We start from the raw sequence: 26349 nt of genomic DNA, 5'->3' as shown, positions 1-26349 counted from the left end.
AGTCAATGACGAAAAGGGGGCAGAGTCAATCGTCAGTTGTTAAATTTCAGGCAGTTAAGCCGATAAAAAACTTCAACCACTGTGATTTATTTCACATCACATCGATAAAAAATATGCTTACCGAAAAAAACAGCAGTTACACATCTCAACGTGGGCATTTTCATGCACCTTGCCCTTTAGCTTATTTTTTACGTGCCAGCATCGTGGCGAAACGTAGTTTAATACGATTGCCGTTAGCGTCGGTGCGGTGAAGTTCACCCACGTCTTCATTGTATTTCAGCATCTCCCAGCCTTCGTAATATTGACGTAACTCCCCTTCTTTAAAGGCAAAGGGGAATCCGACGGTACATGGAAAATCAGCTGTGTCCATTGCTGCCACAATCAAGTTATAACCACCGGGTTTGGTGCAACGCTGCATATTGGCAATCAGTCCAGGAATGGTTTTCGCCTCCAGGAACATCAGCACCACGGTAGAAAGAATAAAATCGTATTGTCCATCAAAGGTCAGGCTATTTAGATCAACAACCTGGGTGCGCAAATTTTCCAGTTTTTCAATGGATTTGATGCGTTCGACGTTGGCAATACTCATGGCATTTTTATCCCATGCGTCGACATCATAACCATTGGCAGCCAGGTAAAGGCTGTTACGGCCATTACCACAGCCCAGATCCAGCGTTTTACCCGACTTAACCACTTTCACCGCTTCCAGAACTTCAGAGTGTGTGCGGGTTAATTCATATTTATCAGTGAAGTAGTTTTCATCACGAATGATCATTCTTTGTCCTCAGCTTTCATTAAAACGGCGCGCTCGGTTCTGATTAACAATTTTCCCTGCATCAGAAGCGCGCAAGTACGGATGAGCAGTAATGCGATAATAAAATTGGTAAAAATAAATAACGGCACAGCCAGGGTATGGAAAAAGCCATTGTCGTTACCGCTTCCTAAATGCAAACCAGTGGTTGCCAGTGCAGATACGCCGAACGAGAAACTCCAGAATGAGGCATTAAACGGCTGGGAGAGATACCACGGCATCAGGCGTAACATAAAAAGAAGTTGCAGCAGACCGTAACCGAAAAGCATTTTCGCCAGCGTATCGCCCTCGCCACCGTTGACACTCAACCAGGCACTACATGCCACCAGCGCCGGTGCAAGCTGAATACCCAACGATGTACGCAGTGCCGTGGGCAATTCTCCCGAGCTGCGCAGACGCTGAAGGATCACCGGCTCAAGACTTAACCAGGAGAAAACACCAGCCCCTAAAAATACCAGACCGGCATCGGTGTAGCCCAATGCTCCACAGGCCATTGCACTGATGAAGTTGTTGGCAACAGTAGGTAAATAAAGTCCGGGTGTCGTAGCTTCCTCAGGATGGGAACCGCGCCATAAACCGGCTGTTTGCCAGGCGGCATAAGCCAGTTGTACCACCACACCAATACTGAACAGGCCCACCGCCAGCGGACGAAACCAGGGGACAAAACCAATTGCCACCAGCATCGTTGTTGCCGGAAACAAACTCACAAAACTGCTCATCACTGGATGACGCACTTCCGCCAGCACGCTGTGAGGAAAACGTACCAGTCGGGTGATAAATGCCGTAGTCAGTAATCCCCAAATGATCATCGCCAGAATCACCAGCCCATCGCCCAACCAGTGACTGACCTGCCAAACCTGGCTGGCATAGCGCCAGGCAAATCCCATCCCTATCGTCCCCAACACAATGCCAAAGTAACCTGCCGGTAAATTGAGCACTTTATCGCTCTGCATCTTCTTACTCATTTTGTTTAATTTATAAAGTATATTTGAAATGCATTTTATGGAAATTTGCTAAACATAGCCAGAGTCACAGAATTTGCTACGGTTATAGTAGGTCACCTGCGGGAAAACGCTATGCGCAAATATCGTCTTAGTGAAGAACAACGAGCTTTTAGTTATCAGGAAGATAGCGATAAAAAGAGTGTTTTATTGCGGCAGATTATTGCCATCGCTGATTTTAATGACGTAATAGCCGGAACGCCTGGCGGCTGGATTGATAATGAAACCGTATTGGCCCAGGACGGAAATTGTTGGATCTATGACCAGAATGCCATCGCGTTTGCCGGAACGGTGATATCCGGTAATACACGCATCACCGGAAGCAGCGAGCTATGGGGCGATGTTTGCGCGAAGGATAACGTCTGGATCGATAATAGCAAAATCAGTCAGGGTGCTCTGATAAGTGACAACGTCACAATCAATGATTCATTAATATGCGGAAATTGCAGGATTTCTGGTCATGTCTGCATTGATCAGAACTCAATGGTTGTCGCTGCGCAAGGTTTAACGCCCGACCACCATCTTCTGTTGCAAATTTATGATCGCGCAAGAGTCAGCGCCTCGCGCATTGTTCATCAGGCGCAAATATATGGTGATGCCATTGTGAAATTTGCGTTCATTGAGCATCGCGCCGAAGTTTTTGATTTTGCAAGTATTGAAGGTAATGAAGAGAACAACGTCTGGCTGTGTGACTGCGCGAAAGTCTACGGACACGCACGTGTGATCGCCGGAACAGAAGAAGATGCCATTCCCACGCTTCATTACAGTTCGCAGGTAGCGGAACATGCCTCGGTGGAAGGCAATTGTGTGTTAAAACATCATGTTCTGGTGGGTGGTCATGCACTCGTACGTGGTGGCCCGATTTTACTCGACAATCACGTCACCATACAGGGGAACAGCCGCATTACAGGTGCGGTGATGATTGAACACCATGTGGAGTTAACCGACCACGCCGTCGTTGCAGCCTTTGATGGCGACACGGTTCATGTCCGTGGTCCAAAAGTCATTAACGGTGAGGAGCGCATTACGCGAACGCCACTAGTAGGGTTATTGTGAATCGATAATATGCGCGTATAAGTTCACATCATCAAAGGCATCATTCAGGAACTCAGCCTGTTTAAGGCAACCTTCAAGGATAAAACCATTGCGCAAAGCTACCTGGTTGCTTTGCTGATTGTCCACCCGACATTTGATCACGAAGCGTCTGAGTTCACCAGACTGAGCGTAATGATGAATCAATGCCTGCAGCGCCTGAGAAATGATCCCCTGCCCCTGATGAGATTCGTCCAGCCAGTAACCGATTTCTGCGGCTTTGTTCTGCGGTTCAATACGGTTAAAAGACAGGACGCCAACAAGTTCATCTTCACTAAAGATCATGAACATTTTGGCATATCCACGCTGATGCAACATCATATTACCCTGCACCGTTTTTCGAGTGTCATCTTCGGTATTAACAGACTGTGGCCAGTTTAGCGAATTCTGTAACCAGCTTTTATTTTTACAGATTAAATGATGAAGCGGCGTGATGTGATTTTCTGCAACGGAACGTAATTCAATTGAGTCACTAACTTTTATCGTCTCGGTCATGTCACCTCCGGTCAATCTGCGCGGCAATTTAAAAAGCCGCCCGCCAGGCGGCTTAAGGAATTTTACATCTCTTTGACGCTCTCCTGTTGCAGGATTTTGAGCATCTCATCTTTCAACTGGAGTTTCTGTTTTTTCATGCGGACCACTTCCGCATTGTATCCACGACCATCAGATCCTTCCATTCTGGCAATCTCATGATCAAGTTTGTTGTGCTTATCGAACAAGGACATAAAGCGAGGATTTTCGTTTTTCAGGCGGGATATTAAATCTCGGTATTCTGGAAACATACGCACTCCCTGTTAGTGGCTGGCAAAGTGTACATGAAATACACATCATCAGATTACTCAGATAGTTTGGGGAAAAATGCGAGCGGGATCGTGTTTCACCAGACGGCACCTTCCGTCAGAAGGTGCCGAAAAAAATGACGATCAATTCATCACGCGATCGTCAACGTATTTGCGCTTATCCGGAGCTGGTGGGAAATACTGATACAGCCATGTTTCACTGATGGCATCGCCCTGACAGCGAAGATACATCCGCATATCAACCGGATCAGTAGAGTCCGAAGTCGGATACCAGTCAAATTGAATACGGTAACCATCAATCGGTTCAATGTAGAGAATTTCGATTTGCTTCGCTTCACCGCTGGAGAGCGTAATAACAGGTTCAATCCCCTTAGGCGCAGCCGCTTTCAGGTCACCACCAACAAAATCGACGGCAAAACGACGCGCCCATTTTTCTGGATAATGCTCACCCGGCGCCCAACCTTCCGGAAAACCTCCCATGCCGGTACGCGTCGCCATAACACGAGCCAATGGACATTGAACAGGGGGATGTGCGCTCCAGTACAGACGATACTGGAATGCAAACTCGTCCCCTGCTTTTACTGCTTTTTCTGGCTGCCAGAAGCAGACAATGTTATCCAGCGTTTCACCCGTTGTTGGGATTTCCATCAGACCAATGGTGCCTTTGCCCCATTTATTACGAGGCTCTACCCACAAACTTGGTCGTTTGTTGTACCAGCCCATGATGTCTTGATAATGGGAGAAATCACGATCCAGTTGCAATAAACCAAAGCCTTTCGGGTTATTGTCGGTGTAGGCATTGAACTGCAATTTCTGCGGATTATTTAGCGGACGGCAGATCCACTCACCGTTGCCCCGCCACATGGAAAGACGGTCGGAGTCATGGATTTGCGGATGAATAGTATCGCACATACGACGTTCGTTAGTGCCGCAACTAAACATACTGGTCATCGGCGCGATGCCCAGTTGTTTAATGTCTTTACGCGCATACAGGTGATTCTCGACATCCATAATCACCTGGTTCTTCTCACAGTGGATGGTGAACTTGTAAGCACCAGTAATGCTGGCACTATCGAGCAACGCATAAACGGTAAAAGTGGTCGCGCCAGGTTTTACTGTATCGAACCAGAAGGCGGTAAAGTCGGGGAACTCTTCTTTGCTGTCGGTGTAAGTGTCGATCGCCAGGCCGCGGGCCGACAAACCGTATTGATACGTGTCATCAACGGCGCGGAAATAACTCGCTCCGAGGAATGATACTACATCACGCCGCGCCAGTTCGGGGGCTTTAAACACGCGAAAACCGGCAAAGCCGAGATCGCTTTGCCCTTCTAATTGTTTGGTATCAACACCCGCATCGTTGTATTTGAACAACTCCGGGCGAAAGTGAATTTCACGCGCCAGATGTGTTGCTGGATCAACAGAAAACATACGAACGCGGCGACGGAATCCCATTCCCATATGGAAGAACTGAGCGTCAAGCTGGCGGTTCTCGACGTTATGCCAGAGCGATTTTTCGGCGTCGTATTGAATACTGTTATAAGCCTGCGGCGTCATTGTCGCCAGAGTGTCAGGTAACGGACGCGGAGCACCACGCCACGCTGTTTGCGCTAAGTCGTGCGCCATTGACTGTAGAATGGAGAAGTCAAAACGCTGGGTTTGCCCGTCGGCAATATCAGAATCTGCCGCGAATGCCGCCTGAGAAAAAAGAGAAGCAATGCCGCTGGTACCGCACACGGCGGCCATAGCCATTGAACCTTTAATAAATCGTCTACGATCCATACCTGAAAGTGAGTCCTTCTGGTGTTGTGAATGGTCCCGCGCTGGTCGTTTTCAGCGGCAAGAAAGTGCTTATTTATGACCGCTCACTCTAGACAATATTTATTAATAATCCAATTGTTGAACTCAGAGAATATGCATAAATCGGCAATTTTTTTATGTCGATGGGAAGAGCCTGATTCATTTGTAAAATCAGGCAAATTTTTGCAAAGCAGGATGGCCCGATTTTAAAGCAATCCACAGCGGCGTTTACTGCGTTCTTCCGCTTCCTTGTATAACTGAAATTCATCAAAAACCTGGCAGCCAAGCGCCTGCTCGAATGCCTCACGACTGGCATTACCATGACTGCGCGTCTGCGTTTCGTTACCGAGATTGGACTGGAAGATCCCCGCCGCACTCACCGGCAAAAAATCCTCATAGGTAATCGGTTGTGCGACAACCCAGCCACGTTCGATTAAAGGTTGCGGATCGTCCCCAGGATGTATCGCCTGACGATGCGCTTCACCCGATGGTGTCAGTCGATAACGGAACCATGCCAGCCCTTGCTGGCGCATCAAAAATTCGCTGTCCGGGAAAGCGCGAAAGGTTTCCTGCAAATGCAGTTGATGAGTGAGATTATCCTGTCCAGTTCCGGCATTACGCAGAAGTTCATCATACAGTCGCCGCCCTTTCGGCGTTAACGCCACTCCGCGCTGTTCTATCTCACCAAATCGCGCGGTATGCCTCCCCTGCTGTTGCCCCACAAACAGAACCGTTTCTTCCAGTGCCTTAAAGCTGGTTTGACGCAATAAAATCGGCACCTCGCGGCGCGGCGGCCCTTCGATGAGAATTTTTGGTTCGATACCGCACTCGGGCATCATCGACTGCACCCGATCAATGTCCAGCGTGCGTGGCGTCAGGTGATTGATATGACAGCCCGGAAAACAGACTACATCAGCGATCAGCCGATGCTCGTTATGCAATGCGTGATAGGTTTCTTCATCTACCGTTGCTGACTGATGCCAACGAAATGTCTCCAGGGCTTCCCGCACAAACTCCCGCGCTTGCGCTTCGCTAAAACCGCCCTCCCGATCATATTCATCTAACAGTTGCCGACAACGTGGGGTAAAGATATCGCGCTGGCGTAAAATCTCCGCCGCCTTTTGGCGCAATGTTTTGTTTTCGATAAGCTCAAGGCGGAGCAATGAGGTAAAAACGCGGAAAGGATTACGCGCAAGCGAGGCATCATCGATGGGCCGAAATGCCGTAGAATGTACCGGCACGCCAGCCTGCGAGAGATCGTAATAACTCACCGGATACATTCCCATAATGGCGAATATCCGCCTTAATGTGGCAAGTTCCTGCGCGGTTCCCACACGTATCGCCCCATGACGTTCAACGTTAAGCCTCGCCAGTTCATCCGCATTCACCATTTTTTCATGCAGTTGGGGATTATTTTCCAGCACAGCCAGATTCACGTCAGCGACCAGTTCCAGCAACGTACCGTACTGTGGAACTTCTTGTTGATACATGGCTGACATTGCCTGCGAAAACTGTTCCCGAATCTCATCCGCTGTGATGCTGTTCGCCATAATGTCTACCCCCAGTGGTCAATTATCTCGAGTGTAGGTAACCGCATTCACTCTGGTGGGAAGAATTTACAAACTGTGATCTCGCCGCGAAATCATCAATATTATCGTTTTCGATGTAACATAATTACTTTAAATGTTAATAATATTTTGCAATCAAGTTATCATAATCAAACAACATCACTTGTCAGCGGCACCGCTTCGTTTTTAACATCGCTTATGGAAAAAAATAGTCTGTTTAGTCAGCGCATCCGTTTGCGCCACCTTCATACATTCGTAGCTGTCGCACAACAAGGAACTTTGGGGCGCGCGGCTGAAACCCTTAACCTGAGTCAACCGGCACTCTCTAAGACATTGAATGAGCTGGAACAATTGACGGGGGCTCGCCTGTTCGACCGAGGACGTCAAGGCGCACAGCTCACCTTACCTGGCGAGCAATTTTTAACTCACGCAGTCAGAGTTCTTGACGCCATCAACACCGCTGGACAATCACTTAATCGTAAAGAAGGTCTTAACAATGATGTCGTCAGAGTGGGCGCGCTACCTACCGCGGCACTAGGGATATTACCTTCGGTTATAGGTCAGTTTCATCAGCAACAAAAAGAAACCACACTGCAAGTTGCCACCATGAGTAACACGATGATCCTGGCGGGATTAAAAACAGGGGAAATCGATATTGGTGTTGGTCGGATGTCAGATCCTGAACTGATGACCGGACTTAATTACGAGCTGCTGTTTCTCGAATCACTTAAGTTAGTTGTTAGGCCTAATCACCCCCTGCTTCAGGAGAACGTAACGTTAAGTCGGGTACTGGAATGGCCTGTTGTCGTATCACCAGAAGGCACCGCGCCACGGCAGCATTCAGAGGCATTAGTAAAAAGCCAGGGATGTAAAATTCCTTCAGGCTGTATTGAAACGTTGTCTGCATCACTTTCACGTCAGCTTACGGTTGAATACGACTATGTGTGGTTTGTTCCTTCTGGCGCTGTGAAAGACGACCTGCGTCATGCCACGCTGGTGGCCCTGCCTGTTCCGGGGCATGGAGCAGGCGAACCTATTGGAATACTGACCCGCGTAGATGCAACACTCTCTTCCGGTTGTCAGTTGATGATTAACGCCATTCGAAAATCAATGCCGTTCTGAAAAGTAAGGGATCTTACGATCCCTTTTTTATCACACCGTTGCCAAACTCACTGAATTCCCTGTTCCTTGTTGATCCGCCTGAACTGGTTGTTTCTTCAGACGGAACACATCCACGGCTTCCGTTAACCGCGCCGCCTGTTCTTCAAGAGATACCGCCGCAGCTGAAGCCTCTTCCACCAGAGAAGCGTTCTGTTGCGTCACTTTATCCATTTCAGAAATCGCCTGGCTAACTTGTGTGATACCTCTGCTTTGTTCATCTGAGGCGGCAGCTATTTCTTGCATGATATGTGTGACGCTCGCCACAGCATCAACAATAGCGCTCATGGTTTTCCCTGCCGTTGCCACTTCATCGGCCCCCTGGCCAATTAACCTGACGGACTCACTGATCAAGCCTTCAATCTCTTTCGCCGCCTGGGCGCTGCGGCTTGCAAGTGTACGCACTTCGCTGGCGACAACGGCAAATCCCCGCCCTTGCTCACCGGCTCGTGCGGCTTCAACAGCGGCGTTGAGCGCCAGGATATTGGTCTGGAAGGCAATACTATTGATAACAGCCGTGATTTCAGAAATTTTCTTTGAGCTACTGGAGATATTCCCCATTGTCCGCACTACACCGGAAACTGTTTGTCCGCCATCACCGGCTTTACTTGAGGCCTCTTGCGCCAGTTTGCTGGCATGATGTGCGTTATCAGAATTTTGTTTCACTGTTGCGGTGAGTTGCTCCATGCTGGCGGCGGTTTGTTCAATTGCCGCCGCTTGTTCTTCGGTGCGTGAGGAAAGGTCAGCATTACCGGCAGAAATCTCACTGGTGCCACGATAGATCTCTTCAGCCCCCTGACGCACCGTTCCCACCGTCAGCGCCAGCGAATGCTGCATTTGCTGTAGATGGCGACTTAAGCGGCCAATTTCACTGCGGCCAGTGGGTTCGTCAACCAGAGTCAGATCGCCACTGGCAATTTTTTCAATCCGTTGGGCAGCATGTTGCAGAGGACGAATGACAATCCGGCGTAACACCATAAAGGTTATCAGCGTCATAACCAGCGCAAGTATAAATGCGCCAATCATAAACATCCCTCCCAGACGAGTACGCTGATGCGCCTGTTCCGCTAGCTGGTTAGCTCTGGCGCTACGTATCTCAATGGCTTTGCTTAACTGCTGGTTATAGGCATTATCAAGCGTTCTGATCTGCTCACTTTCATGATTGATAATGGCTTCAAACATGCCATTTTTGGCATATTTCAACATGGGTTGCAGGCCGGAAATATAAGCCTGGAAACGCTGATTTAATTCTCCGTCCAGCGCATCGTCAGCGGGCGTTTTCACCAGACGAGTACGGTAAACGTTATAGCCTTGTTGCGATTGCTTTATTTGCAATTCCGCTTGCGCAATATTTCGCTTCATCTCTTCCATTTCAGCGATACGACTTGCTGCCCCGGCCTGAATCATATTGATCCGGGCTGAACGCAATAAATCAGAGCTGTTTGCTAAACCCGTGCGTATCTGGATCTCGCCGCTGACATCGCGCTGATCGCGGTCTGCCTGCCAGAGAAAATACCCCGCCAGGGATGAACTCAAGGCAAACAGAAACAGGATGCCGCCAAGAATGCAGGCAAATAATGGAACCAGCCTGATGTGATGTAAAAAGCCTAAGCGGTGTGAGGATGTTGTATTCATGACCGTTGTCTCTCTTCCTGGTTTACTCCCGATAGAGAGTCATCGGCAATCGATGGTAATTGCTTACTGGCAAAAACCTGTTCATATCACATTTTTACAACAATTTTTGCGATGAGAGATTATTACCATCGGAATAAAGAGACTTACGAGTAGTTATACCTTGTAAGGCGTATTACGAAAAATTCTGGAAAATGCCACGCAATTTCGTGAAGTGATTATTTCGCTGGTAAGGGTAATTACATAGGATGTTTGCGGGCGCCTGAGACTTTCTGTTTTCAGGCTTACCGGGAATCAGAAAGACGAAGGCCCCGACCGATATTTCTATCAACCGAGGCCAACGAATGAACCACACAATTCGGATGTTAGCCTCTTACCCGCCATCCGGCAAGGAGAAAAGGCTATGAAGCGCAACCCCCTGGTGGTGTGTCTGCTCATTATCTGTATCACGATTCTGGCATTCACCCTCCTGACCCGACAAACGCTCTACGAACTGCGATTCCGGGACGGTGATAAGGAGGTGGCGGCTCTCATGGCCTGTCAGTCCAGGTAAGGGCCTGCGCGGGGAGCATTCCCCGCGCATCTGGTTGACGAGTTCATTTTCTCATGGCGCCCCTTATTCATGCCTCAACTGGAAGCTCGCTCGCATAGGGTCTTGCCGCGAGTGTTCTCTGATAACGATTTACCGGAAGCCTCCACGCAATTACGTGAAGTGATTATTTCGCTGGTAAGGGTAATTGCATAGGATGTTTGCGGGCGCCTGAGACTTTCTGGTTTCAGGCTTACCGGGAATCAGAAAGACGAAGGCCCCGACCGATATTTCTATCAACCGAGGCCAACGAATGAACCTAGCAATTCAGATGTTAGCCTCTTACCTGCCATCCGGCAAGGAGAAAAGGCTATGAAGCGCAATCCCCTGGTGGTGTGTCTGCTCATTATCTGTATCACGATTCTGGCATTCACCCTCCTGACCCGACAAACGCTCTACGAACTGCGATTCCGGGACGGTGATAAGGAGGTGGCGGCTCTCATGGCCTGTCAGTCCAGGTAAGGGCCTGCGCGGGGAGCATTCCCCGCGCATCTGGTTGACGAGTTCATTTTCTCATGGCGCCCCTTTTAGTTAGTGCATGTTTTTTTCGATGCGCTGATAGAACCATCATTACAGACAAATTTGCCGCCTGCAGTACAGTGAGAGATCCCCCCTTTCGCACCAGAACAGGGTTTGCGCCCGGCATCAACATAAAAAGACATCAGTAATCCCATCAGTAAAATAAAGAGCAACTTTTTCATACAACCTCCATGGCTTGCCGAATCTTATGTTCGGTATAAAAGTTATACGCTGTGCGGTCTTTATTTCACTTAGGGAGATCAAGGATTGGGGAAATTGAATTTCAATCTTAACAGTAGATATGTTGATTAAATATCAACCCGTTGAACATATAAACTCGGATTATGGTTTTATTTGTCATACAAATAAATATAATAGGCGCTTCCGATGTAGGCCCGTATTCTTCGCCTGTACCACGGGTCTGGTTTAGTACAGGCGCTTTCTTCTAATACCCTCAGGAGCGCTTACGCGGCATCATGCGCAAAAGCGTGTTGTCTTTCCAGAAATAGTGGTGCGCCAGAGCTGCAGCCGCATGAAGCCCGATAACGAAATATCCCAGATTGGCCAACGTTTCATGCCACCACTTTAATCTATCCACCAGGTCAAAATTGGCCTCTGACGCGTAAGGCATCGTCAGACCAAACGCAAACCACGGATTACCCCGGTTATACATCATCACCAAACCAATCACTGGCAATACAATAAACAGGAGATAGATCACCAAATGTCCCAAATGAGCGAGTCCCGTCATCATGGGCCTGGGTTTCGGTACAATGGGCGGCGTTGGGTATTTCAATCTGAGTAACAGACGAAGCACCATCAGCACGAGAATTGAGATGCCACATGAAACGTGGATCATGTTGATCACCGGACGATCGCTACGCGGGAAAAAACCACGAAACTCCATTGCACAATAGGCTGCAATAACCAGCAAAAAGACCAGCCAGTGAATGCCAATTTGTAACCTTGAATATCTAATTCCCATAACATTTCCTGCTTTAACACAATTTGCCGTTAACATAACGAGCTTTTCTTAAAATTTCATTAAATATTGTTCACCCGTTTTCAGTACGTTACGTTTCATGGCAAAAATGTAGATTGCCCATCCTGTCATCCTGGTCTAAGCCTGGAAAGGACTAATTTTCACCCACAAGTTCTTGACTGGAGAAAACCATGAGTAAAGTTGGCATTAACGGTTTTGGTCGTATCGGCCGGCTGGTATTACGTCGGCTACTTGAGATTAAAAGTAACATTGACGTTGTCGCCATTAATGATCTTACGTCTCCGAAAATTCTCGCCTACCTACTAAAGCACGATTCAAACTACGGTCCTTTCCCCTGGAGCGTCGATTTCACAGAGGATTCACTTATTGTTGATGGAAAAAGTATTGCGGTTTACGCCGAAAAAGACGCGAAAAATATCCCCTGGAAAGTAAAAGGGGCTGAAATTGTCATTGAATGTACCGGTTTTTATACTTCCGCAGAAAAATCCCAGGCGCATCTGGACGCTGGCGCGAAGAAGGTGTTGATTTCCGCTCCGGCAGGAGAAATGAAAACCATCGTTTATAACGTCAATGATGGAACTCTGGATGGCAACGACACCATTATTTCTGTGGCGTCATGCACAACCAACTGTCTTGCGCCGATGGCCAAAGCATTGCATGACAGTTTTGGGATAGAAGTTGGCACAATGACAACGATCCATGCCTATACCGGCACCCAGTCTCTGGTGGATGGTCCGCGTGGTAAAGATTTACGTGCATCGCGGGCAGCGGCGGAAAATATCATCCCCCACACTACCGGTGCGGCAAAAGCCATTGGTCTGGTGATCCCGGAACTTAGCGGCAAACTTAAAGGTCATGCGCAACGCGTGCCGGTGAAAACCGGTTCAGTGACCGAGCTGGTGTCTATCCTGGGGAAAAAAGTGACTGCTGAAGAGGTGAATAACGCACTTAAAAAAGCAACGACCAATAACGAGTCATTTGGTTATACCGACGAAGAAATTGTCTCTTCCGATATCATTGGCAGCCATTTTGGTTCGGTGTTTGATGCGACCCAAACGGAAATCACCGCAGTGGGCGATTTACAACTGGTGAAGACCGTCGCCTGGTACGATAACGAGTATGGTTTTGTCACTCAACTCATTCGTACTCTGGAAAAATTCGCCAAACTCTGACCCGCGCTGGCGGAGGAAAAACCTCCGCCTCTTTCATATCTTACGACTGCAAATAGACCACCTGAGTCTGCAGATACTCATGCAAACCATGTTTGCCATCTGCGCCGCCAATACCCGACTTACGCCATCCAGCATGGAAACCTTGCATAGCTTCGAAGTTTTCTCGGTTGATGTAGGTTTCGCCAAACTTGAGTCCTTTGATGGCTTTCATCGCCACGTTAAGATTCTCAGTATATATCGATGACGTCAGGCCATAATCGCTGTCGTTGGCCATGGAGATAGCCTGTTCCAGCGTGTCAAAAGCGACTACCGGCAGCACTGGCCCAAAGGTTTCTTCGTGCATAATGGACATTTCCTGGCGGACATCCAAAAGCAACGTTGGCGGATAATAATAACCTTTCCCTTCTACAGCCTTACCACCCAACGCGATTCTCGCGCCCTCTTCTACTGCCCGCGCTACCTTTTGTTCCACCCTTTCCAGAGCCGCAGCGTTAATCAGCGGCCCCATCGCAATGTCGTTACGTTCGGCGGGGTTACCAAATTGAACCGCCTGCATTGCCTCACCCAGTCGATTAACAAAGCGATCGTAAATACCTTTCTGCACATAAACACGTTCCGCACAGTTGCACACCTGCCCGGTATTTATCACGCGTGAATCAACAATGGCTTTGACGGCCAATTCAAGATCGGCGTCATCCATCACGATAGCAGGGGCTTTGCCCCCCAGCTCCAGACACACTTTGGTGATATTTTTCGCCGCGGTCGCCATGATTTTTTCTCCGGCAGCGACGCTGCCTGTCATGCTGACCATAGCGACTTTTGGATTACCCGCCAACTCCTGACCAACCGTTTCACCGCGTCCTAACACAAGGTTAAACACGCCGCGTGGTAGGCCGATTTCGTCGACGATTTTAGCAAATGCGATCGCATTGTTTGGCGTAAATTCGCTCGGTTTGATGACGATGGTATTACCTGTGAGAAGAGCTGGCGCCATTTTGCGAGCGATCAGGAAAAACGGGAAGTTCCACGGTAGGATACCGGTAGTTACGCCTAAAGCGCGTTTAAACAGCAGGATGTTTTCCCCAGGACGATCACTTTGAATAATCTCGCCCTCGTAGCGACGAGCCCATTCCGCCATGTAATCGATATAGTCAGCAGTAAAAGCAACTTCGACTTCGGCCAGCTGTTGAATTTTGCCGCCTTCCTCGACGATCAATGAGCTAATTTCGCTGGCCCGTTCGCGGATCCCCTCAGAGATTTTCCGTAACCAGTTCGCTCGTTCAATCGCGGGTAATGCTTCCCATTCTGGCTGTGCACGATCTGCTGCATCGATTGCTTTGCGAGCATCTTCAGCCTGACCATCAGGAATGCGGGAAATCACTGCCTCTGTTGCGGGGTTCACCACATCAATCCATGCGTCGCCGCGCCAGGTGACAAACTGTCCATCGATATACATAGGATGTTGAACGGGTACAGACATGGGCTACTCCTGCGATTGATATGTTTATATTTTGTAATTCACATGTTAATTAACATCAATCACAGCAGAGAAGGCATCGTGGATGTGCAATTTTGTGAAAGGCTTCATAAAAAGAGATACGACGGGAATAAAGAGAGGAAGAAAAAGATCAGATTATTACCCGTTTGCAATCATTTGTTCACAAACGGGCAATTATTAGCGCAGTGAACGACTCTCCATTGCCTCAATAAGCACTGCGTCATGCTGTAATAGCTGCCATGCCTGCGTAACTTCTGACGGAAAATCGACGTGAACGATAAAATCGCGTCCGCGCGGTCCATAGCCATCGCTGTCATCGCGCAAGCGTGGCAGCTCGCCAGTAAGTAGGGACAAATATCGCTCAACTGGCCATAGTCCTGTCAGCGGATTAGCAAACGTCACGCTGCCTGCATCATTTCCCAACTGTGGTACGAATCCCGGATAACTTAGCCAGCGAGGCGCATCAGGATTATCTCCTGTAATACGACGGAACGTCGCCATGGTTCGGCGTTGCATAGTGGGATCCTGGACGACAATCGTGGTATGGACTCGCTCTGCTAACTGATTCAATAATGCGATACTGAAACGGGCATTTTCCCCACAGTTAGTTGACTGATCTTCAATCCAGATTTTTTCATGTGGAATATGCCAAAACTGATGGGCGATATCCGCAAGGATGGTAGCTTCTGCCCTGCCAGTGGTGCGGATAGTGTTGTAGTGCGGATGCTGTGCAATGGCGCTATACAAAAAAGTTGTCGAGTGACCAATACCACCACTAATCAGTAAAGGAATTTGCTGATCTCTTGCAATCTTACAAGCGGCATCGATAGTGGGCATAACCGCATTGCCTGCAAGGATCACGCAATCGGCCTGATACGGAGCTTCACCGGAGAAATCATCCTGCGCCAGCCATCGACCGATAACGTTTATAGCATCAATGGTTGACGCTGAAAGCGTCGGAAACGGGTTAATATTCATGGTCCCTCCTTATCGTTCCCTTAAGAATACTGCGTGAGATAATAATGAGAAGCGGAGCACTCTGAAAGGAGGATGCCGTATTTCCTTAACCGCCTCTCCGCAAGCCTGACATATCTTTTACGGAAAAGCTGTAGATAAACATTATTCATCTTGCAGCAGAGAATTGTATTTTTCTGAATTCCCCAATTTTTGCCCTTAACGTTTTTAGAATTAATAAAAAACCCGGCACTAAATGCTTACCGGGTTTTAGATTTATCAGGCAAATAGCAGCGTTAACCGCTAATCTGCTCCATCGCCTGCAAAATACGCTTATCCGAAATCGGATAAGGCGTGCCAAGTTGTTGAGCGAAGTAACTAACGCGCAGCTCTTCTATCATCCAGCGGACCTCTTTCACGTCTTCATCCTCACGACGTGCAGGCGGCAGTTTGTTGAGCCATTGCTGCCACGCCTGCTGGACGTTTTCGACTTTCAGCATCTGTGCACGGTCGCGATGTGGATCAATCGCCAGTTTTTCCAGTCGTTTTTCAATCGCCTGCAAATATCGCAGCGTGTCGCCCAGCCGTTTGAAGCCGTTACCAGTAACAAAACCGCGATAAACCAGCCCGCCCATCTGCGCTTTAATGTCAGAAAGCCCCAGCGCCATCGTCATATCCACCCGCCCTTTCAGACGTTTGTTGATATTGAACACCGCAGTGAGGATTTGCTCGACCTGCTTCGCAATATCCACCACCGTGTCGTTCAGTTCAGCGCGGACTTTTTCATGCAGCGCAGCAAAGCCTTCTTCCGTCCAGACCGGGCCACCATTGGCGTCGATCAGTTGATCCACACCGCAGGAGATACAGTCGTCAATCAGCTCCAGCACTTTACCATACGGGTTAAAGTACAGTCCCAGCTTAGCTTTGTTTGGTAACTTCTCATGCAAATACTTGATCGGCGATGGAATATTCAGCAGCAGTAGACGGCGAAGACCGTTCCACATTGCCTGCTTTTGCTCCAGCGGGTTATCAAACAGTTTGATCGCAACACTGTCGCGCTCATCCACCAGCGCCGGCCACGCCTTCACTTTGTAGTTGCCACGCTTCTGTTCGTAGCTTTCCGGCAGCTGACCAAAACTCCAGATATGTAAGCCGCTCTGCTCGATACCGTCATCCGCCACCGCAGACAGCGTTTCCTGCACTTTGCCTTTCAGCGCATCTTTCAGATCTTGTAATGAGCGCCCTTCTTTTAGCTTCTTGTTTTTGTCATCCACCACGCGGAAGGTGATTTTCAGGTGATCAGGCACCTGATCCCAGTGCCAGTCTTCGCGGTCTACGGTAACGCCGGTCATTCGCCGTAACTCGCGCTCAAGGCTGTCGAGCAACGGTAACTCCAGCGGTGTGACGCGACCTAAAAACGCTTCGGCGTAGTTTGGCGCGGGTACAAAATTACGGCGTACCGGTTTTGGCAACGATTTAATCAGAGCAATCACCAGTTCGCGGCGCAGACCGGGGATCTGCCACTCAAACCCGCTTTCCTCAACCTGGTTAAGTAACGGCAGCGGAATATGTACAGTCACACCGTCAGCATCCGCGCCGGGCTCAAACTGATAGCTTAAACGCAGCTTGAGATTGCCCTGATACCAGAAGTTCGGGTAATCCAGTTTGCTGATTTTTTCCGCACCTTCTTTGATCAACATGCTCTTTTCAAAGTTGAGCAAATCAGGCGTTTCGCGGCTGACTTTTTTCCACCAGCTGTCGAAGTGACGAGCGGAGATTACATCGTGGCTGATGCGCTGGTCGTAGAACTCAAACAACGTTTCGTCATCAGCCAGAATATCGCGGCGACGTGATTTGTGTTCCAGCTCTTCTACTTCCGCCCGTAGTTTCAGGTTTTCACGGAAGAATGCGTGACGCGTCTGCCAGTCACCTTCCACCAGCGCGTGGCGAATAAAGAGTTCACGACATAACGCCGGATCAATCGGGCTGTAGTTGACCTTGCGCGCGGCAACAATCGGCAAGCCATAAACAGTGACTTTTTCCGTTGCCATCACCGCGCCCTGCGCCCGTTCCCAATGCGGTTCGCTGTAGGTGCGTTTAATCAAATGCTGAGCAACTGGCTCCACCCATTCTGGATCGATGCGTGCCGCAATGCGCCCCCACAGGCGGCTGGTTTCTACCAGTTCCGCCACCATCACCCATTTCGGCGGCTTTTTGAATAAACCAGAACCGGGGAAGATGGAGAAACGCGCGTTACGTGCGCCGGTATATTCTTGTTTATCGGCATCTTTCATGCCGATATGGGAAAGCAAACCGGTCAGTAAGGCGATGTGAATTTCGCGATACTCCGCCGGTTCGCTGTTCACCGGAATGCCGAGTTCTTTAACTACCTGGCGCAACTGGGTATAGATATCCTGCCATTCGCGCACGCGCAGATAGTTGAGATAATCGGTACGGCACAGGCGACGGAAGGCGTTCGAAGAAAGCGTCTTTTGCTGCTCGCCGAGATAATTCCACAGATTTACAAACGCGAGGAAGTCAGACTCTTTGTCGTGGAAGCGACGATGTTTTTCGTCCGATGCCTGCTGTTTATCCATCGGACGCTCGCGCGGATCCTGAATGGAGAGCGCGGACGTGATAATCATCGCCTCACGCACGCAGCCATGTTTTTGCGCTTCCAGCACCATACGCGCCAGACGTGGGTCGACAGGCAACTGCGAGAGCTGGCGACCAAGCGGCGTCAGTTTATAGGCACTGGCCTGTTCATCCGTGGTGATCGCGCCCAGCTCTTCGAGCAGACGCACGCCATCCTGGATATTGCGTTTATCCGGTGCTTCGACAAACGGGAATGCGGCGATATCGCCCAAGCCCAGTGCGGTCATCTGCAAAATAACCGAGGCCAGGTTGGTACGCAGAATCTCCGGATCGGTAAACTCCGGGCGCGAGAGGAAATCGTCTTCGGAATAGAGACGAATACAGATCCCTTCTGACACACGTCCGCAGCGGCCTTTACGCTGATTAGCTGAAGCCTGCGAAATGGGCTCAATCGGCAAACGCTGCACTTTAGTGCGATAGCTGTAACGGCTGATACGCGCCGTACCTGGGTCGATAACGTACTTTATACCCGGTACGGTCAGCGAGGTTTCTGCAACGTTGGTCGCCAGCACAATGCGCCGTCCGCTGTGCGACTGGAACACGCGGTTCTGTTCGCTGTTGGAAAGCCGTGCATAAAGCGGCAAGATTTCGGTATGACGTAAGTTCAGCTTGTTCAGCGCATCGGCGGTATCACGAATTTCTCGCTCGCCGCTCATAAAGATCAGAATGTCGCCAGGGCTTTCCTGGCTCAGTTCATCTACGGCATCGAAAATAGCCTGCAACTGGTCGCGCTCGGTGTCATCGGCTTCTTCAACAATCGGGCGATAGCGCACTTCCACCGGATAGGTCCGACCGGAGACTTCAATAATCGGCGCATTATTAAAGTGGCGCGAAAAGCGTTCCGGGTCGATAGTCGCGGAAGTGATAATGATTTTTAGGTCAGGACGCCGCGGCAGCAACTCTTTCAAATAGCCGAGCAGAAAATCAATGTTCAGGCTACGTTCGTGCGCTTCGTCGATGATGATGGTGTCGTACTGCATCAACAGGCGATCTTGCTGGATTTCCGCCAGCAGGATACCGTCGGTCATCAGCTTGACCATCGTGTTGTCGCTGACGTGATCGCTGAAACGCACTTTGTAACCGATGCAACCGCCCGGCTCCGTTTTCAGCTCTTCGGCAATACGGTTCGCCACCGTTCTTGCCGCCAGGCGACGCGGCTGGGTATGGCCGATCAGCCCTTTAATCCCGCGCCCCAGCTCCATACAGATTTTCGGTAGCTGAGTCGTTTTACCAGAACCCGTTTCCCCGGCGACGATCACCACCTGGTGATCACGAATTGCTTCGAGAATGTCCTGTTTTTTCTGACTAACCGGCAAATTGTCCGGGTAAGTGATTTCCGGTCGTGCCGCTTCACGCAGCAGGACTTTCCCTGCCGCCTGGTCAATCTCTTTCGCCATCTCCTGGAAAATGGCCTGTTGTGCATCAGGATTTTTAACCTTCTTCACGCCGTGCAGACGGCGAGAAAAACGCAGTCTGTCACGCAGCATCAGCGAATCCAGCCGTTGCTGCAAGGCCGTAAAGGTCAATTTTTGTTGTTCTGTCATAACGTTAGTGGGCAGTAGTCTGCCTGATTAATTTTCTTTGAAATGATAGATATAGAGTACCACATCGCGGCTTTCTATGCGTTGTTCAATAAATTCGAACATAGGCTTCGATTTATTGCGCTATCTCTGTGGCAGGATTGTGAATAAAGTGTCAACAAGCAACGGGGCATCGCCCATTCAAATATCTATAAGGAAACACCATGAGCAAGGTATTAGTTCTTAAATCCAGCATCCTGGCAGGGTACTCTCAGTCTAATCAGTTGTCCGATTATTTTGTTGAACAATGGCGCGAAAAGCACTCCGCTGATGAAATCACCGTGCGTGACCTGGCTGCAAATCCGATTCCGGTACTGGATGGCGAACTGGTTGGCGCTCTGCGCCCGAGCGATGCGCCGCTGACTCCGCGTCAGCAGGAAGCTCTGGCGCTTTCCGATGAGTTGATTGCCGAGCTGAAAGCCCACGACGTTATCGTTATTGCGGCACCGATGTATAACTTCAACATCTCGACTCAGTTGAAAAACTATTTTGACCTGGTTGCACGCGCAGGCGTTACTTTCCGCTATACCGAGAACGGTCCGGAAGGTCTGGTAACGGGTAAAAAAGCCATCGTTATTACCAGCCGCGGCGGGATCCACAAAGATGGACCAACGGATCTGGTGACGCCGTATCTGTCCACGTTCCTCGGCTTTATCGGCATTACCGATGTGAAATTTGTCTTCGCCGAAGGGATCGCATACGGTCCGGAAATGGCAGCGAAAGCGCAGTCTGACGCGAAAGCAGCCATCGACAGCATTGTTGCCGCATAACCGGACACGATCTTGATGTGGACTGTAGTTCAGTCCACATCTCAATCCACTTACCTGTTTTCCCATAATTTCAGCATCGCTTTGTGCTCTTCCTTAAGCACAATATGCGAGCGTCTGGCTCGAATAAAGTTAATCGCTTCATCAACGGTTTTACAGTGTCCGTAACATAACAGCCATGCCGCCACTACCAGCGCACTGCGCGATAATCCCAATGCGCAATGGACCAGAACGCTGCCTTGCTCTTCGCGTAATGTTTCCAGCATCCCCACGGCCTGTCGGAGCTCCCCCTCTTCCGGAACCACCAGATCTAGCATCGGTACACAGAAATAGAGTCGATCTTTTGTCGCTCGTCCACGAGGGAATTCAAAGGTGACGTCCAGAACCGCATTCTGTGCTGGAATATGTCGTGGAAACGCCCCTAAATAAACACCAGCAGTAATTTTGCTCACCGGCTCCAGGCGAAGACAAAACCAACGCATAGACAGCCACATCCCGATACGCCAGGGCAATGTCAGCCAGTAAACGGCGGGCGGTAGTTTCCCCTGACTATCTTTCCCTGTTGTTATCGCGCCAAGCCCACCGTACCCACGGCCAATAATGAGTAGCGATAATACTGGCCAACATAACCAGACTGACCACCATAACTGAAGCATTATCATTAGCTCCATCAACACAATGCACGAGCACGCACCTACGACATATGGCAGTGCTATTTTGATTCGACGTTGATCAGGTTTCTGATAATTCCAACGACGGTCGACGGGCACCATCCAGTCAATCAACATACCTACCGCCAGCCCTGTGATGACATCAATAAAATGATGCTGCCAGGTCGTCAGAGTAGAAATAGCGATGAGTAAAAACCATCCGCCACAGACTTTACGCCACCTCTCAGCCAGACGCTGACGAAAGTGACGCCAAAGTAGCCAGCAGAGAATAATATGCAGCGAAGGAGACTGGTTATAAGGCAGATCAAACAGTTCAAGTTGCGAAAATAGCCATCCTGTCACCCCACTCACTTCAGGGCGGATAAAACTAAACTTCAGCGGATAGAGCAAAAAACCGCAGCAGGCCATTACCGTTGCCAGAATAAGCCGGTGGACCAGTCGGCGCTGTTCGAATGTCGAGCTACAAACGAACAGCGAAAGTCCATATAAAAGATCCAGACTCCAGTAAGGAACAATAGTCCAGGGAAGAAAAGGGATCGCCGTTTCCCAACCGAACACCTGACTGGGGATATCATGGCTGTTAAGGTCCTGGAACGCGGTGAACTGATTAAGAGATCCATAGGTGAAGAAGAAAAACGGGGCCAGCAACAATAACCAGCCAGCTCCTTGTAGCAATACGTTCCGGCGTTCAGTTATCACGACGCACCGCCATCGAAACCGTAAAAATACCCCACTCATCAATCCGTTGTGTGCATTTATCAAATCCGGCATCATGCACGAGCGAATCCATCTCCCCTTGCGAACGCACGCGCATTACCCACGGTTTACCATCTTTATGACTGGTTAACACTCCGGCAATCAGCTCCAGTTGTGGGTGCCACGGCTGCCCGGTGTAGATGAGAATGCCGCCCGGTTCGATGGCACTGGCAAGACCTGCGAGTGAGTTTTTTACCTGCTCATTTTCGGGAAAAAGCTCATACAGGCCAGAGACAATCGCCAGCGTAGGCCGCGGAGTTAACGCGCTGAGTTCCTCCGTGTTAAACGCATCGCCCTGTTCAAAACGCACCTGCTCAGACATTCCCCGTTGGGTAATCATCTCTTGCCCCTGTGCAACATTTAACTCGCTGTAATCACGTAACAAAATATCGCTTACGGCAGGCTCGTTTGCCAGCGCATCCAGTACATAGCGCCCATGCCCTGCGGCAATGTCAACCACGCGGACGGCTAAACCTTTGGCGTGGAGATCGGCAACGGCTTGTTTAATCAGCATTTGTAAATGGGTTTTGCGCTGGCGAATACCGCGCCAGCCAACACTGTTCAGGTAGATTTTGTCGATTAAGCGCCCGAATGCGTTACTACCTTGCGGTTGATTTTGATAGACATAATCCAGCGAACTGCCTGAATCAAAGCCGGTGCTCATTCCGAGATGCAGGCCCGCAGAGTGCGCCCCGAACAATTTCATCGCCTTTCGCATAAAGCGATACGCCAAATCAACCGGCGATAATGGCACGGGTCCACCAGAAAGGAGCCGCCATCGATCTGCTGATGGTCCTGTGCGGTCTTCATGCTGATAATCAAATTTTTGCGACTTGTTAGCATATAAGCGGCTGATAAAGCTTTGCATTTTTTCAAATGCCTGCGCTCTGTTCTCTTCACCCAACGTGTCGTGATAAAAGCCAGGCAGCAGATGCAGCTCTTTCAAAGGGCTACGTAATCTCTGATAAAAATCAATCTGCGGTTGACGATGTACCACATAGTCATCGCCTGATATCAGAAGTTGCGTGGGGAGCGTAATCGCCGCCGCATCGCTAACAATACGTTCAGACGTTTTATAGAGATCGAGCAAGATATTGACGGCAATCGCCCGTGTGATCAGCGGATCATTATTGAAACTTGCCACCCGTTGCCGATCGTGGGTCAAATAGCGTCCTTTCACATAGGAATTAATAAAAAACAGACCACGCAGACGATGCCATAACGCCAGCGCAGGACGTGCCAGAGGCACATACAATTTAACCTTAAAGGCCGGAGAAGCCAGCACCAGCCCACGAATTGCAGGCGCATAATCATGAACCCAAGTTGCAACCAGCACTGCGCCGACGCTTTGCGCGATTACTACCACCTCTTCCAGTCCGACCTGGCTGTCACTGGCAGCAAAACGGACAAATTCATCGACATCCTGCACTGAGCGCATAAGAGACGGGCTATAACCACGCGACCCCGAAGTTTTTCCATGCCCCCGGGCATCCCATGCATAAAAAGCAGTATCTGGCATCGCCAGTTCATCAACGAGATGTTGTAGACGACCAGAATGTTCATGCCCGCGATGAAATAAGACGATGACCTTTTTCGCCCCGGGCTGTAAAGCGGGCCAGTGCCGATAAAACAACGCTGTATTATCACTGGTGGTAAAAAAATGTTCCCCAGGGATGCGTGAATTTTCCATTTTCTCTATTTTCCTTCAGTAACAGCAGTAGCGAATAAAATAAAAAAATACCGGAGCGGTGAAAATTAATGAGTCAATCCTGTCAAGGAGTCCGCCATGTCCTGGTAATAGTTTTCCACTATCTTTAACACCAATATCTCGTTTGATGGCTGACATCACTACATCGCCGCAAAAACCACTAATACCAATTAACAAACCCGCTAATAATGCCTGTAATGTATTTAGCGGTGTCAGCAACGGTCCAATAATCAGTGACGTAATCATGGTGGTGATTACGCCCCCCACCAGACCTTCCAGCGTTTTTCCCGGGCTGACTTTGGGGACCACTTTTCTTCTGCCGCAGGATTTCCCCCATAAATACTGTGCAATATCGTTTGACTCGGTTAACGCCAAAAGAAATAACACCAGTAACGCCCCGCCCTGGATATTTATGGTTGGCAACATTAATAACCAGGCGGCATGACTCAAGGCGAAAACGGTCATTATCCAGCCCCAAAAAATGGCGCTCACGATATACAGAAAACCGGAGGGTTCACCCACAAAAACTCGCCAGGTGGCTAATATCAGAAACCCAGCCAAAGGTATAAATAACAGAAACAGCTCAAAGCAATTAAAACCGATAAGCAAATAGTTAAGAGGAATAACCCAATATAACCAACGCGGAAAATGTACGGATATAAGCGTACAATATTCTTTCAATGCCAGAAAACTTATCAGCGCAAAAAACGTCAACGTCATCCAGCGTGGACCTGAAATGACCAGTGAAAAACAAATGACGATGCCCCACCAGGTACGAATACGTAATGTAACTTCATCCCCTTTTATCTCCGGTAACCGCCATACCAGAAAACGGTTTATCAGCGTTGCTAAAATTAACAACGCGAAGAGTATTGCCAGAGATTTTTCCAGCATTATCTTTCAGCGCTCATAAGGAGCACGCTTCGACAACGATTAATCGCAGTCCAGATAAGCAGAATTGAAGCAATGCTCCATAAAAGATTATTCCATTGCATCCACTGTGGATAAATGGCAATGGCCAGACCCCACAGACCAAATATTAACGCGCGATCGCTTTTGCCAAAAGGACCGACATAACTACGAATACCGTTAATCGTCTGCGCGAGTAAACCGCAAAACTCGGTCAATATGATGCAAAATAACATGAGTATCACGAGTGATGCGTTACTTTCTGGTAAAAATAAAAACGGTAAATAGAGCGCAATATCGGAAATAACATCGCCAGTCTCATTCAAAATTGCCCCCAGACGTGTTTGCTGATTGCACTCACGCGCCAACATGCCATCCAGCGCGTTAAGCGCCATTCGGACAAACAATACGACGGGCAGTAGCAGAAACAACATCGGCTGTGGCAGTAGCGTTAACAGCAATCCGGTAAGAAGAGAAAGTGCCAGCGCAGCAAGAGTAATATAATTTGCTGTGACGTGACGCTTATGAAGCCAAAACATTACCGGTCTTAACAACGAATGGAAGAGCGGTTTAACCTGATAGAGCGTCATTATCAATCCTTGTTTTAAACATATGCTCTCCATGCAGTAAAAAAGGGAACCGGAATGTTCCCCCTGTTGTTTGTTAAATACTATCCAACGTAGACAACACTTCCTCAGAAAGATGCAATTTTTCAGCAGCCATATTCTCCCGTAAATGCGCTACAGAAGACGTCCCTGGGATCAACAAAATATTCGGTGAACGCTGTAACAGCCACGCCAGCGCCACCTGCATTGGTGTTGCGCCCTGGCTCGCTGCTACATCCGAAAGAGTGGAGGATTGCAGCGGCGTAAAGCCTCCGAGCGGGAAGAACGGCACGTAGGCAATGCCATCTCGGGCCAAAGCATCAATCATTGCGTCATCAGCACGATGAGCAATGTTGTATTCGTTCTGCACACAGACGATTTCGGCAATCTTGCGCGCCTCTGCAACCTGCGTCGGTGTGACGTTGCTCAGACCAATATGTTTCACCAGACCTTGTTGTTGCATCTCCGCCAGCACGGTCAGGCTGGCTTCAATCGATCCTTCCGCTGGGCCGTGACCATCGCCAAACATTACGCGTAGATTTACTACATCCAGTACGTCCAGGCCGAGATTACGTAGATTATCGTGCACCGCTTTTTGCAGCTCCGCCGGAGAAAATGCGGGCAACCAGGAAGCATCCTCACCACGCCGCGCACCAATTTTAGTGACAATTGTCAGGTCGTCAGAATAAGGATAAAGCGCTTCGCGGATAATCTGATTGGTGACGTGCGGGCCATAAAAGTCGCTGGTATCAATGTGATTGACGCCCAATGCCAGCGCCTCGCGCAGCACAGTTATAGCAACATGGCGATCTCTGGGGGGGCCGAAAACCCCTGGCCCTGCCAGTTGCATTGCGCCATAACCAAGACGGTTAACGGATTTTGTACCGAGAGTAAATGTGTTGCTGCTCATCGCACCCTGCCCTGTAATAAAACGGATTAAGAAAATCAGTATAGAAATGAAAAGAGATAAATAATGCGAAGGCGTAAACAAGATTACTGGATGAGTTGCTCTATTGTCCTGAAAGACACCAAAACAAAACGCGTCAAGCGCCGCATTCGGCAATAAAAAAACCGCAACCTGTATCAGCGTTGCGGTTTATGTAT

Annotated in this window: 21 protein-coding genes and 2 pseudogenes; 6 read left to right on the top strand and 17 right to left on the bottom strand. The window is 49.2% G+C overall.

The window, feature by feature from the left end:
- Positions 1-181: 181 nt before the first annotated feature.
- A complete protein-coding gene (tehB, locus tag FFT88_RS05670; RefSeq protein ID WP_135404334.1) occupies positions 182-775 on the bottom strand; it encodes a tellurite resistance methyltransferase TehB in 594 nt (197 codons plus the stop codon).
- On the bottom strand, positions 772-1764 hold the full coding sequence (gene tehA / locus FFT88_RS05665) for a dicarboxylate transporter/tellurite-resistance protein TehA (RefSeq protein WP_135404333.1): 993 nt from the start codon (positions 1762-1764) through the stop codon (positions 772-774). The genes tehB and tehA overlap by 4 nt, the downstream gene beginning before the upstream one ends.
- A 123-nt stretch (positions 1765-1887) precedes the next feature.
- Between tehA and ydcK the strand changes: the two genes are divergently transcribed.
- Entirely contained in the window at positions 1888-2868 is a 981-nt protein-coding gene (ydcK, locus tag FFT88_RS05660; RefSeq protein WP_135404332.1) for a YdcK family protein, read from the top strand.
- Here the strand turns inward: ydcK and rimL are convergent.
- The 4 genes from rimL to FFT88_RS05640 all read right to left on the bottom strand — a co-directional run bounded on the left by rimL (position 2860) and on the right by FFT88_RS05640 (position 7051).
- Positions 2860-3399: a 50S ribosomal protein L7/L12-serine acetyltransferase gene (gene rimL / locus FFT88_RS05655; protein WP_135404331.1), complete on the bottom strand. Its 540-nt coding sequence runs from the start codon at positions 3397-3399 to the stop codon at positions 2860-2862. The two genes, ydcK and rimL, sit on opposite strands and share 9 nt — an antisense overlap.
- 62 nt (positions 3400-3461) lie before the next feature.
- Positions 3462-3686: a YdcH family protein gene (locus FFT88_RS05650; protein ID WP_130259051.1), complete on the bottom strand. Its 225-nt coding sequence runs from the start codon at positions 3684-3686 to the stop codon at positions 3462-3464.
- A 141-nt stretch (positions 3687-3827) separates the two neighbouring features.
- Positions 3828-5483 carry a glucan biosynthesis protein OpgD gene (gene opgD / locus FFT88_RS05645; protein ID WP_135404330.1) on the bottom strand — a complete coding sequence of 552 codons (1656 nt, stop codon included), beginning with the start codon at positions 5481-5483 and terminating at the stop codon, positions 3828-3830.
- A gap of 224 nt (positions 5484-5707) precedes the next feature.
- The gene (locus FFT88_RS05640; protein ID WP_131161509.1) at positions 5708-7051 is read right to left on the bottom strand and encodes a VOC family protein; all 1344 of its coding nucleotides are present in this window, start codon (positions 7049-7051) and stop codon (positions 5708-5710) included.
- 216 nt (positions 7052-7267) lie between these two features.
- Here FFT88_RS05640 and FFT88_RS05635 point away from each other — a divergent pair, with 216 nt between their 5' ends.
- Entirely contained in the window at positions 7268-8191 is a 924-nt protein-coding gene (locus FFT88_RS05635; protein ID WP_130210229.1) for a LysR substrate-binding domain-containing protein, read from the top strand.
- A gap of 30 nt (positions 8192-8221) precedes the next feature.
- Here the strand turns inward: FFT88_RS05635 and FFT88_RS05630 are convergent, their stop codons facing one another.
- Positions 8222-9862 carry a methyl-accepting chemotaxis protein gene (locus tag FFT88_RS05630; RefSeq protein WP_135404329.1) on the bottom strand — a complete coding sequence of 547 codons (1641 nt, stop codon included), beginning with the start codon at positions 9860-9862 and terminating at the stop codon, positions 8222-8224.
- Positions 9863-10262: 400 nt separating this feature from the next.
- Between FFT88_RS05630 and FFT88_RS25550 the strand changes: the two are divergent.
- A pseudogene (locus FFT88_RS25550) lies at positions 10263-10349 on the top strand (Hok/Gef family protein); the annotation flags it as partial.
- Between the two features lie 411 nt (positions 10350-10760).
- Positions 10761-10847, top strand: a pseudogene (locus FFT88_RS25540) (Hok/Gef family protein); the annotation flags it as partial.
- 128 nt (positions 10848-10975) lie between these two features.
- Here FFT88_RS25540 and FFT88_RS05615 read toward each other — a convergent pair.
- Both FFT88_RS05615 and cybB read right to left on the bottom strand, forming a co-directional pair.
- Positions 10976-11149: a hypothetical protein gene (locus tag FFT88_RS05615; RefSeq protein WP_130210233.1), complete on the bottom strand. Its 174-nt coding sequence runs from the start codon at positions 11147-11149 to the stop codon at positions 10976-10978.
- Positions 11150-11421: 272 nt separating this feature from the next.
- Positions 11422-11952: a cytochrome b561 gene (gene cybB, locus FFT88_RS05610; RefSeq protein ID WP_130219268.1), complete on the bottom strand. Its 531-nt coding sequence runs from the start codon at positions 11950-11952 to the stop codon at positions 11422-11424.
- Between the two features lie 188 nt (positions 11953-12140).
- On the opposite strand from cybB, the gene gap reads away from it, so the two are divergent.
- The gene (gene gap / locus FFT88_RS05605; protein ID WP_130210237.1) at positions 12141-13142 is read left to right on the top strand and encodes a type I glyceraldehyde-3-phosphate dehydrogenase; all 1002 of its coding nucleotides are present in this window, start codon (positions 12141-12143) and stop codon (positions 13140-13142) included.
- Positions 13143-13182: 40 nt separating this feature from the next.
- Here the strand turns inward: gap and aldA are convergent, their stop codons facing one another.
- The 3 genes from aldA to hrpA form a co-directional block, all read right to left on the bottom strand.
- Positions 13183-14622 (bottom strand): aldehyde dehydrogenase, encoded by a 1440-nt coding sequence (gene aldA / locus FFT88_RS05600; RefSeq protein WP_135404328.1) that lies wholly within the window; start codon positions 14620-14622, stop codon positions 13183-13185.
- A 195-nt stretch (positions 14623-14817) separates the two neighbouring features.
- The gene (gene ydcF, locus FFT88_RS05595; protein ID WP_135404327.1) at positions 14818-15618 is read right to left on the bottom strand and encodes a DUF218 domain-containing protein YdcF; all 801 of its coding nucleotides are present in this window, start codon (positions 15616-15618) and stop codon (positions 14818-14820) included.
- A gap of 272 nt (positions 15619-15890) precedes the next feature.
- A complete protein-coding gene (gene hrpA, locus FFT88_RS05590) occupies positions 15891-19793 on the bottom strand; it encodes an ATP-dependent RNA helicase HrpA (RefSeq protein WP_135404326.1) in 3903 nt (1300 codons plus the stop codon).
- Between the two features lie 200 nt (positions 19794-19993).
- On the opposite strand from hrpA, the gene azoR reads away from it, so the two are divergent.
- Positions 19994-20599 carry an FMN-dependent NADH-azoreductase gene (gene azoR / locus FFT88_RS05585; protein ID WP_000048948.1) on the top strand — a complete coding sequence of 202 codons (606 nt, stop codon included), beginning with the start codon at positions 19994-19996 and terminating at the stop codon, positions 20597-20599.
- Positions 20600-20649: 50 nt separating this feature from the next.
- Here the strand turns inward: azoR and FFT88_RS05580 are convergent, their stop codons facing one another.
- The 5 genes from FFT88_RS05580 to pdxI form a co-directional block, all read right to left on the bottom strand.
- Positions 20650-21942, bottom strand: coding sequence for a phosphatase PAP2/dual specificity phosphatase family protein (locus tag FFT88_RS05580; RefSeq protein ID WP_240731063.1), 1293 nt, complete (start codon positions 21940-21942; stop codon positions 20650-20652).
- A gap of 13 nt (positions 21943-21955) precedes the next feature.
- A complete protein-coding gene (locus FFT88_RS05575; protein WP_135404324.1) occupies positions 21956-23713 on the bottom strand; it encodes a bifunctional alpha/beta hydrolase/class I SAM-dependent methyltransferase in 1758 nt (585 codons plus the stop codon).
- A 15-nt stretch (positions 23714-23728) separates the two neighbouring features.
- Complete coding sequence (locus tag FFT88_RS05570) at positions 23729-24625, bottom strand: phosphatidate cytidylyltransferase (RefSeq protein WP_135404323.1); 897 nt, start codon at positions 24623-24625, stop codon at positions 23729-23731.
- Positions 24625-25230 carry a CDP-alcohol phosphatidyltransferase family protein gene (locus tag FFT88_RS05565; RefSeq protein ID WP_135404322.1) on the bottom strand — a complete coding sequence of 202 codons (606 nt, stop codon included), beginning with the start codon at positions 25228-25230 and terminating at the stop codon, positions 24625-24627. Before FFT88_RS05565 ends, FFT88_RS05570 begins: the two co-directional genes overlap by 1 nt.
- A 73-nt stretch (positions 25231-25303) precedes the next feature.
- The gene (gene pdxI, locus FFT88_RS05560; RefSeq protein WP_135404321.1) at positions 25304-26155 is read right to left on the bottom strand and encodes a pyridoxine 4-dehydrogenase; all 852 of its coding nucleotides are present in this window, start codon (positions 26153-26155) and stop codon (positions 25304-25306) included.
- Between the last annotated feature and the right edge of the window lie 194 nt (positions 26156-26349).

The sequence above is a fragment of the Escherichia sp. E4930 genome (assembly GCF_005845405.1).
Lineage (GTDB): Bacteria > Pseudomonadota > Gammaproteobacteria > Enterobacterales > Enterobacteriaceae > Escherichia.
This window is presented reverse-complemented; position numbering and strand designations above follow the sequence as displayed.

What these genes read in the sequence shown, in the direction of transcription:
- tehB (WP_135404334.1), bottom strand. Translation starts at nt 775, where the DNA reads ATGATCATTCGTGATGAAAACTACTTCACTGATAAATATGAATTAACC.
- tehA (WP_135404333.1), bottom strand. Translation starts at nt 1,764, where the DNA reads ATGCAGAGCGATAAAGTGCTCAATTTACCGGCAGGTTACTTTGGCATT.
- ydcK (WP_135404332.1), top strand. Translation starts at nt 1,888, where the DNA reads ATGCGCAAATATCGTCTTAGTGAAGAACAACGAGCTTTTAGTTATCAG.
- rimL (WP_135404331.1), bottom strand. Translation starts at nt 3,399, where the DNA reads ATGACCGAGACGATAAAAGTTAGTGACTCAATTGAATTACGTTCCGTT.
- FFT88_RS05650 (WP_130259051.1), bottom strand. Translation starts at nt 3,686, where the DNA reads ATGTTTCCAGAATACCGAGATTTAATATCCCGCCTGAAAAACGAAAAT.
- opgD (WP_135404330.1), bottom strand. Translation starts at nt 5,483, where the DNA reads ATGGATCGTAGACGATTTATTAAAGGTTCAATGGCTATGGCCGCCGTG.
- FFT88_RS05640 (WP_131161509.1), bottom strand. Translation starts at nt 7,051, where the DNA reads ATGGCGAACAGCATCACAGCGGATGAGATTCGGGAACAGTTTTCGCAG.
- FFT88_RS05635 (WP_130210229.1), top strand. Translation starts at nt 7,268, where the DNA reads ATGGAAAAAAATAGTCTGTTTAGTCAGCGCATCCGTTTGCGCCACCTT.
- FFT88_RS05630 (WP_135404329.1), bottom strand. Translation starts at nt 9,862, where the DNA reads ATGAATACAACATCCTCACACCGCTTAGGCTTTTTACATCACATCAGG.
- FFT88_RS05615 (WP_130210233.1), bottom strand. Translation starts at nt 11,149, where the DNA reads ATGAAAAAGTTGCTCTTTATTTTACTGATGGGATTACTGATGTCTTTT.
- cybB (WP_130219268.1), bottom strand. Translation starts at nt 11,952, where the DNA reads ATGGGAATTAGATATTCAAGGTTACAAATTGGCATTCACTGGCTGGTC.
- gap (WP_130210237.1), top strand. Translation starts at nt 12,141, where the DNA reads ATGAGTAAAGTTGGCATTAACGGTTTTGGTCGTATCGGCCGGCTGGTA.
- aldA (WP_135404328.1), bottom strand. Translation starts at nt 14,622, where the DNA reads ATGTCTGTACCCGTTCAACATCCTATGTATATCGATGGACAGTTTGTC.
- ydcF (WP_135404327.1), bottom strand. Translation starts at nt 15,618, where the DNA reads ATGAATATTAACCCGTTTCCGACGCTTTCAGCGTCAACCATTGATGCT.
- hrpA (WP_135404326.1), bottom strand. Translation starts at nt 19,793, where the DNA reads ATGACAGAACAACAAAAATTGACCTTTACGGCCTTGCAGCAACGGCTG.
- azoR (WP_000048948.1), top strand. Translation starts at nt 19,994, where the DNA reads ATGAGCAAGGTATTAGTTCTTAAATCCAGCATCCTGGCAGGGTACTCT.
- FFT88_RS05575 (WP_135404324.1), bottom strand. Translation starts at nt 23,713, where the DNA reads ATGGAAAATTCACGCATCCCTGGGGAACATTTTTTTACCACCAGTGAT.
- FFT88_RS05570 (WP_135404323.1), bottom strand. Translation starts at nt 24,625, where the DNA reads ATGCTGGAAAAATCTCTGGCAATACTCTTCGCGTTGTTAATTTTAGCA.
- FFT88_RS05565 (WP_135404322.1), bottom strand. Translation starts at nt 25,230, where the DNA reads ATGACGCTCTATCAGGTTAAACCGCTCTTCCATTCGTTGTTAAGACCG.
- pdxI (WP_135404321.1), bottom strand. Translation starts at nt 26,155, where the DNA reads ATGAGCAGCAACACATTTACTCTCGGTACAAAATCCGTTAACCGTCTT.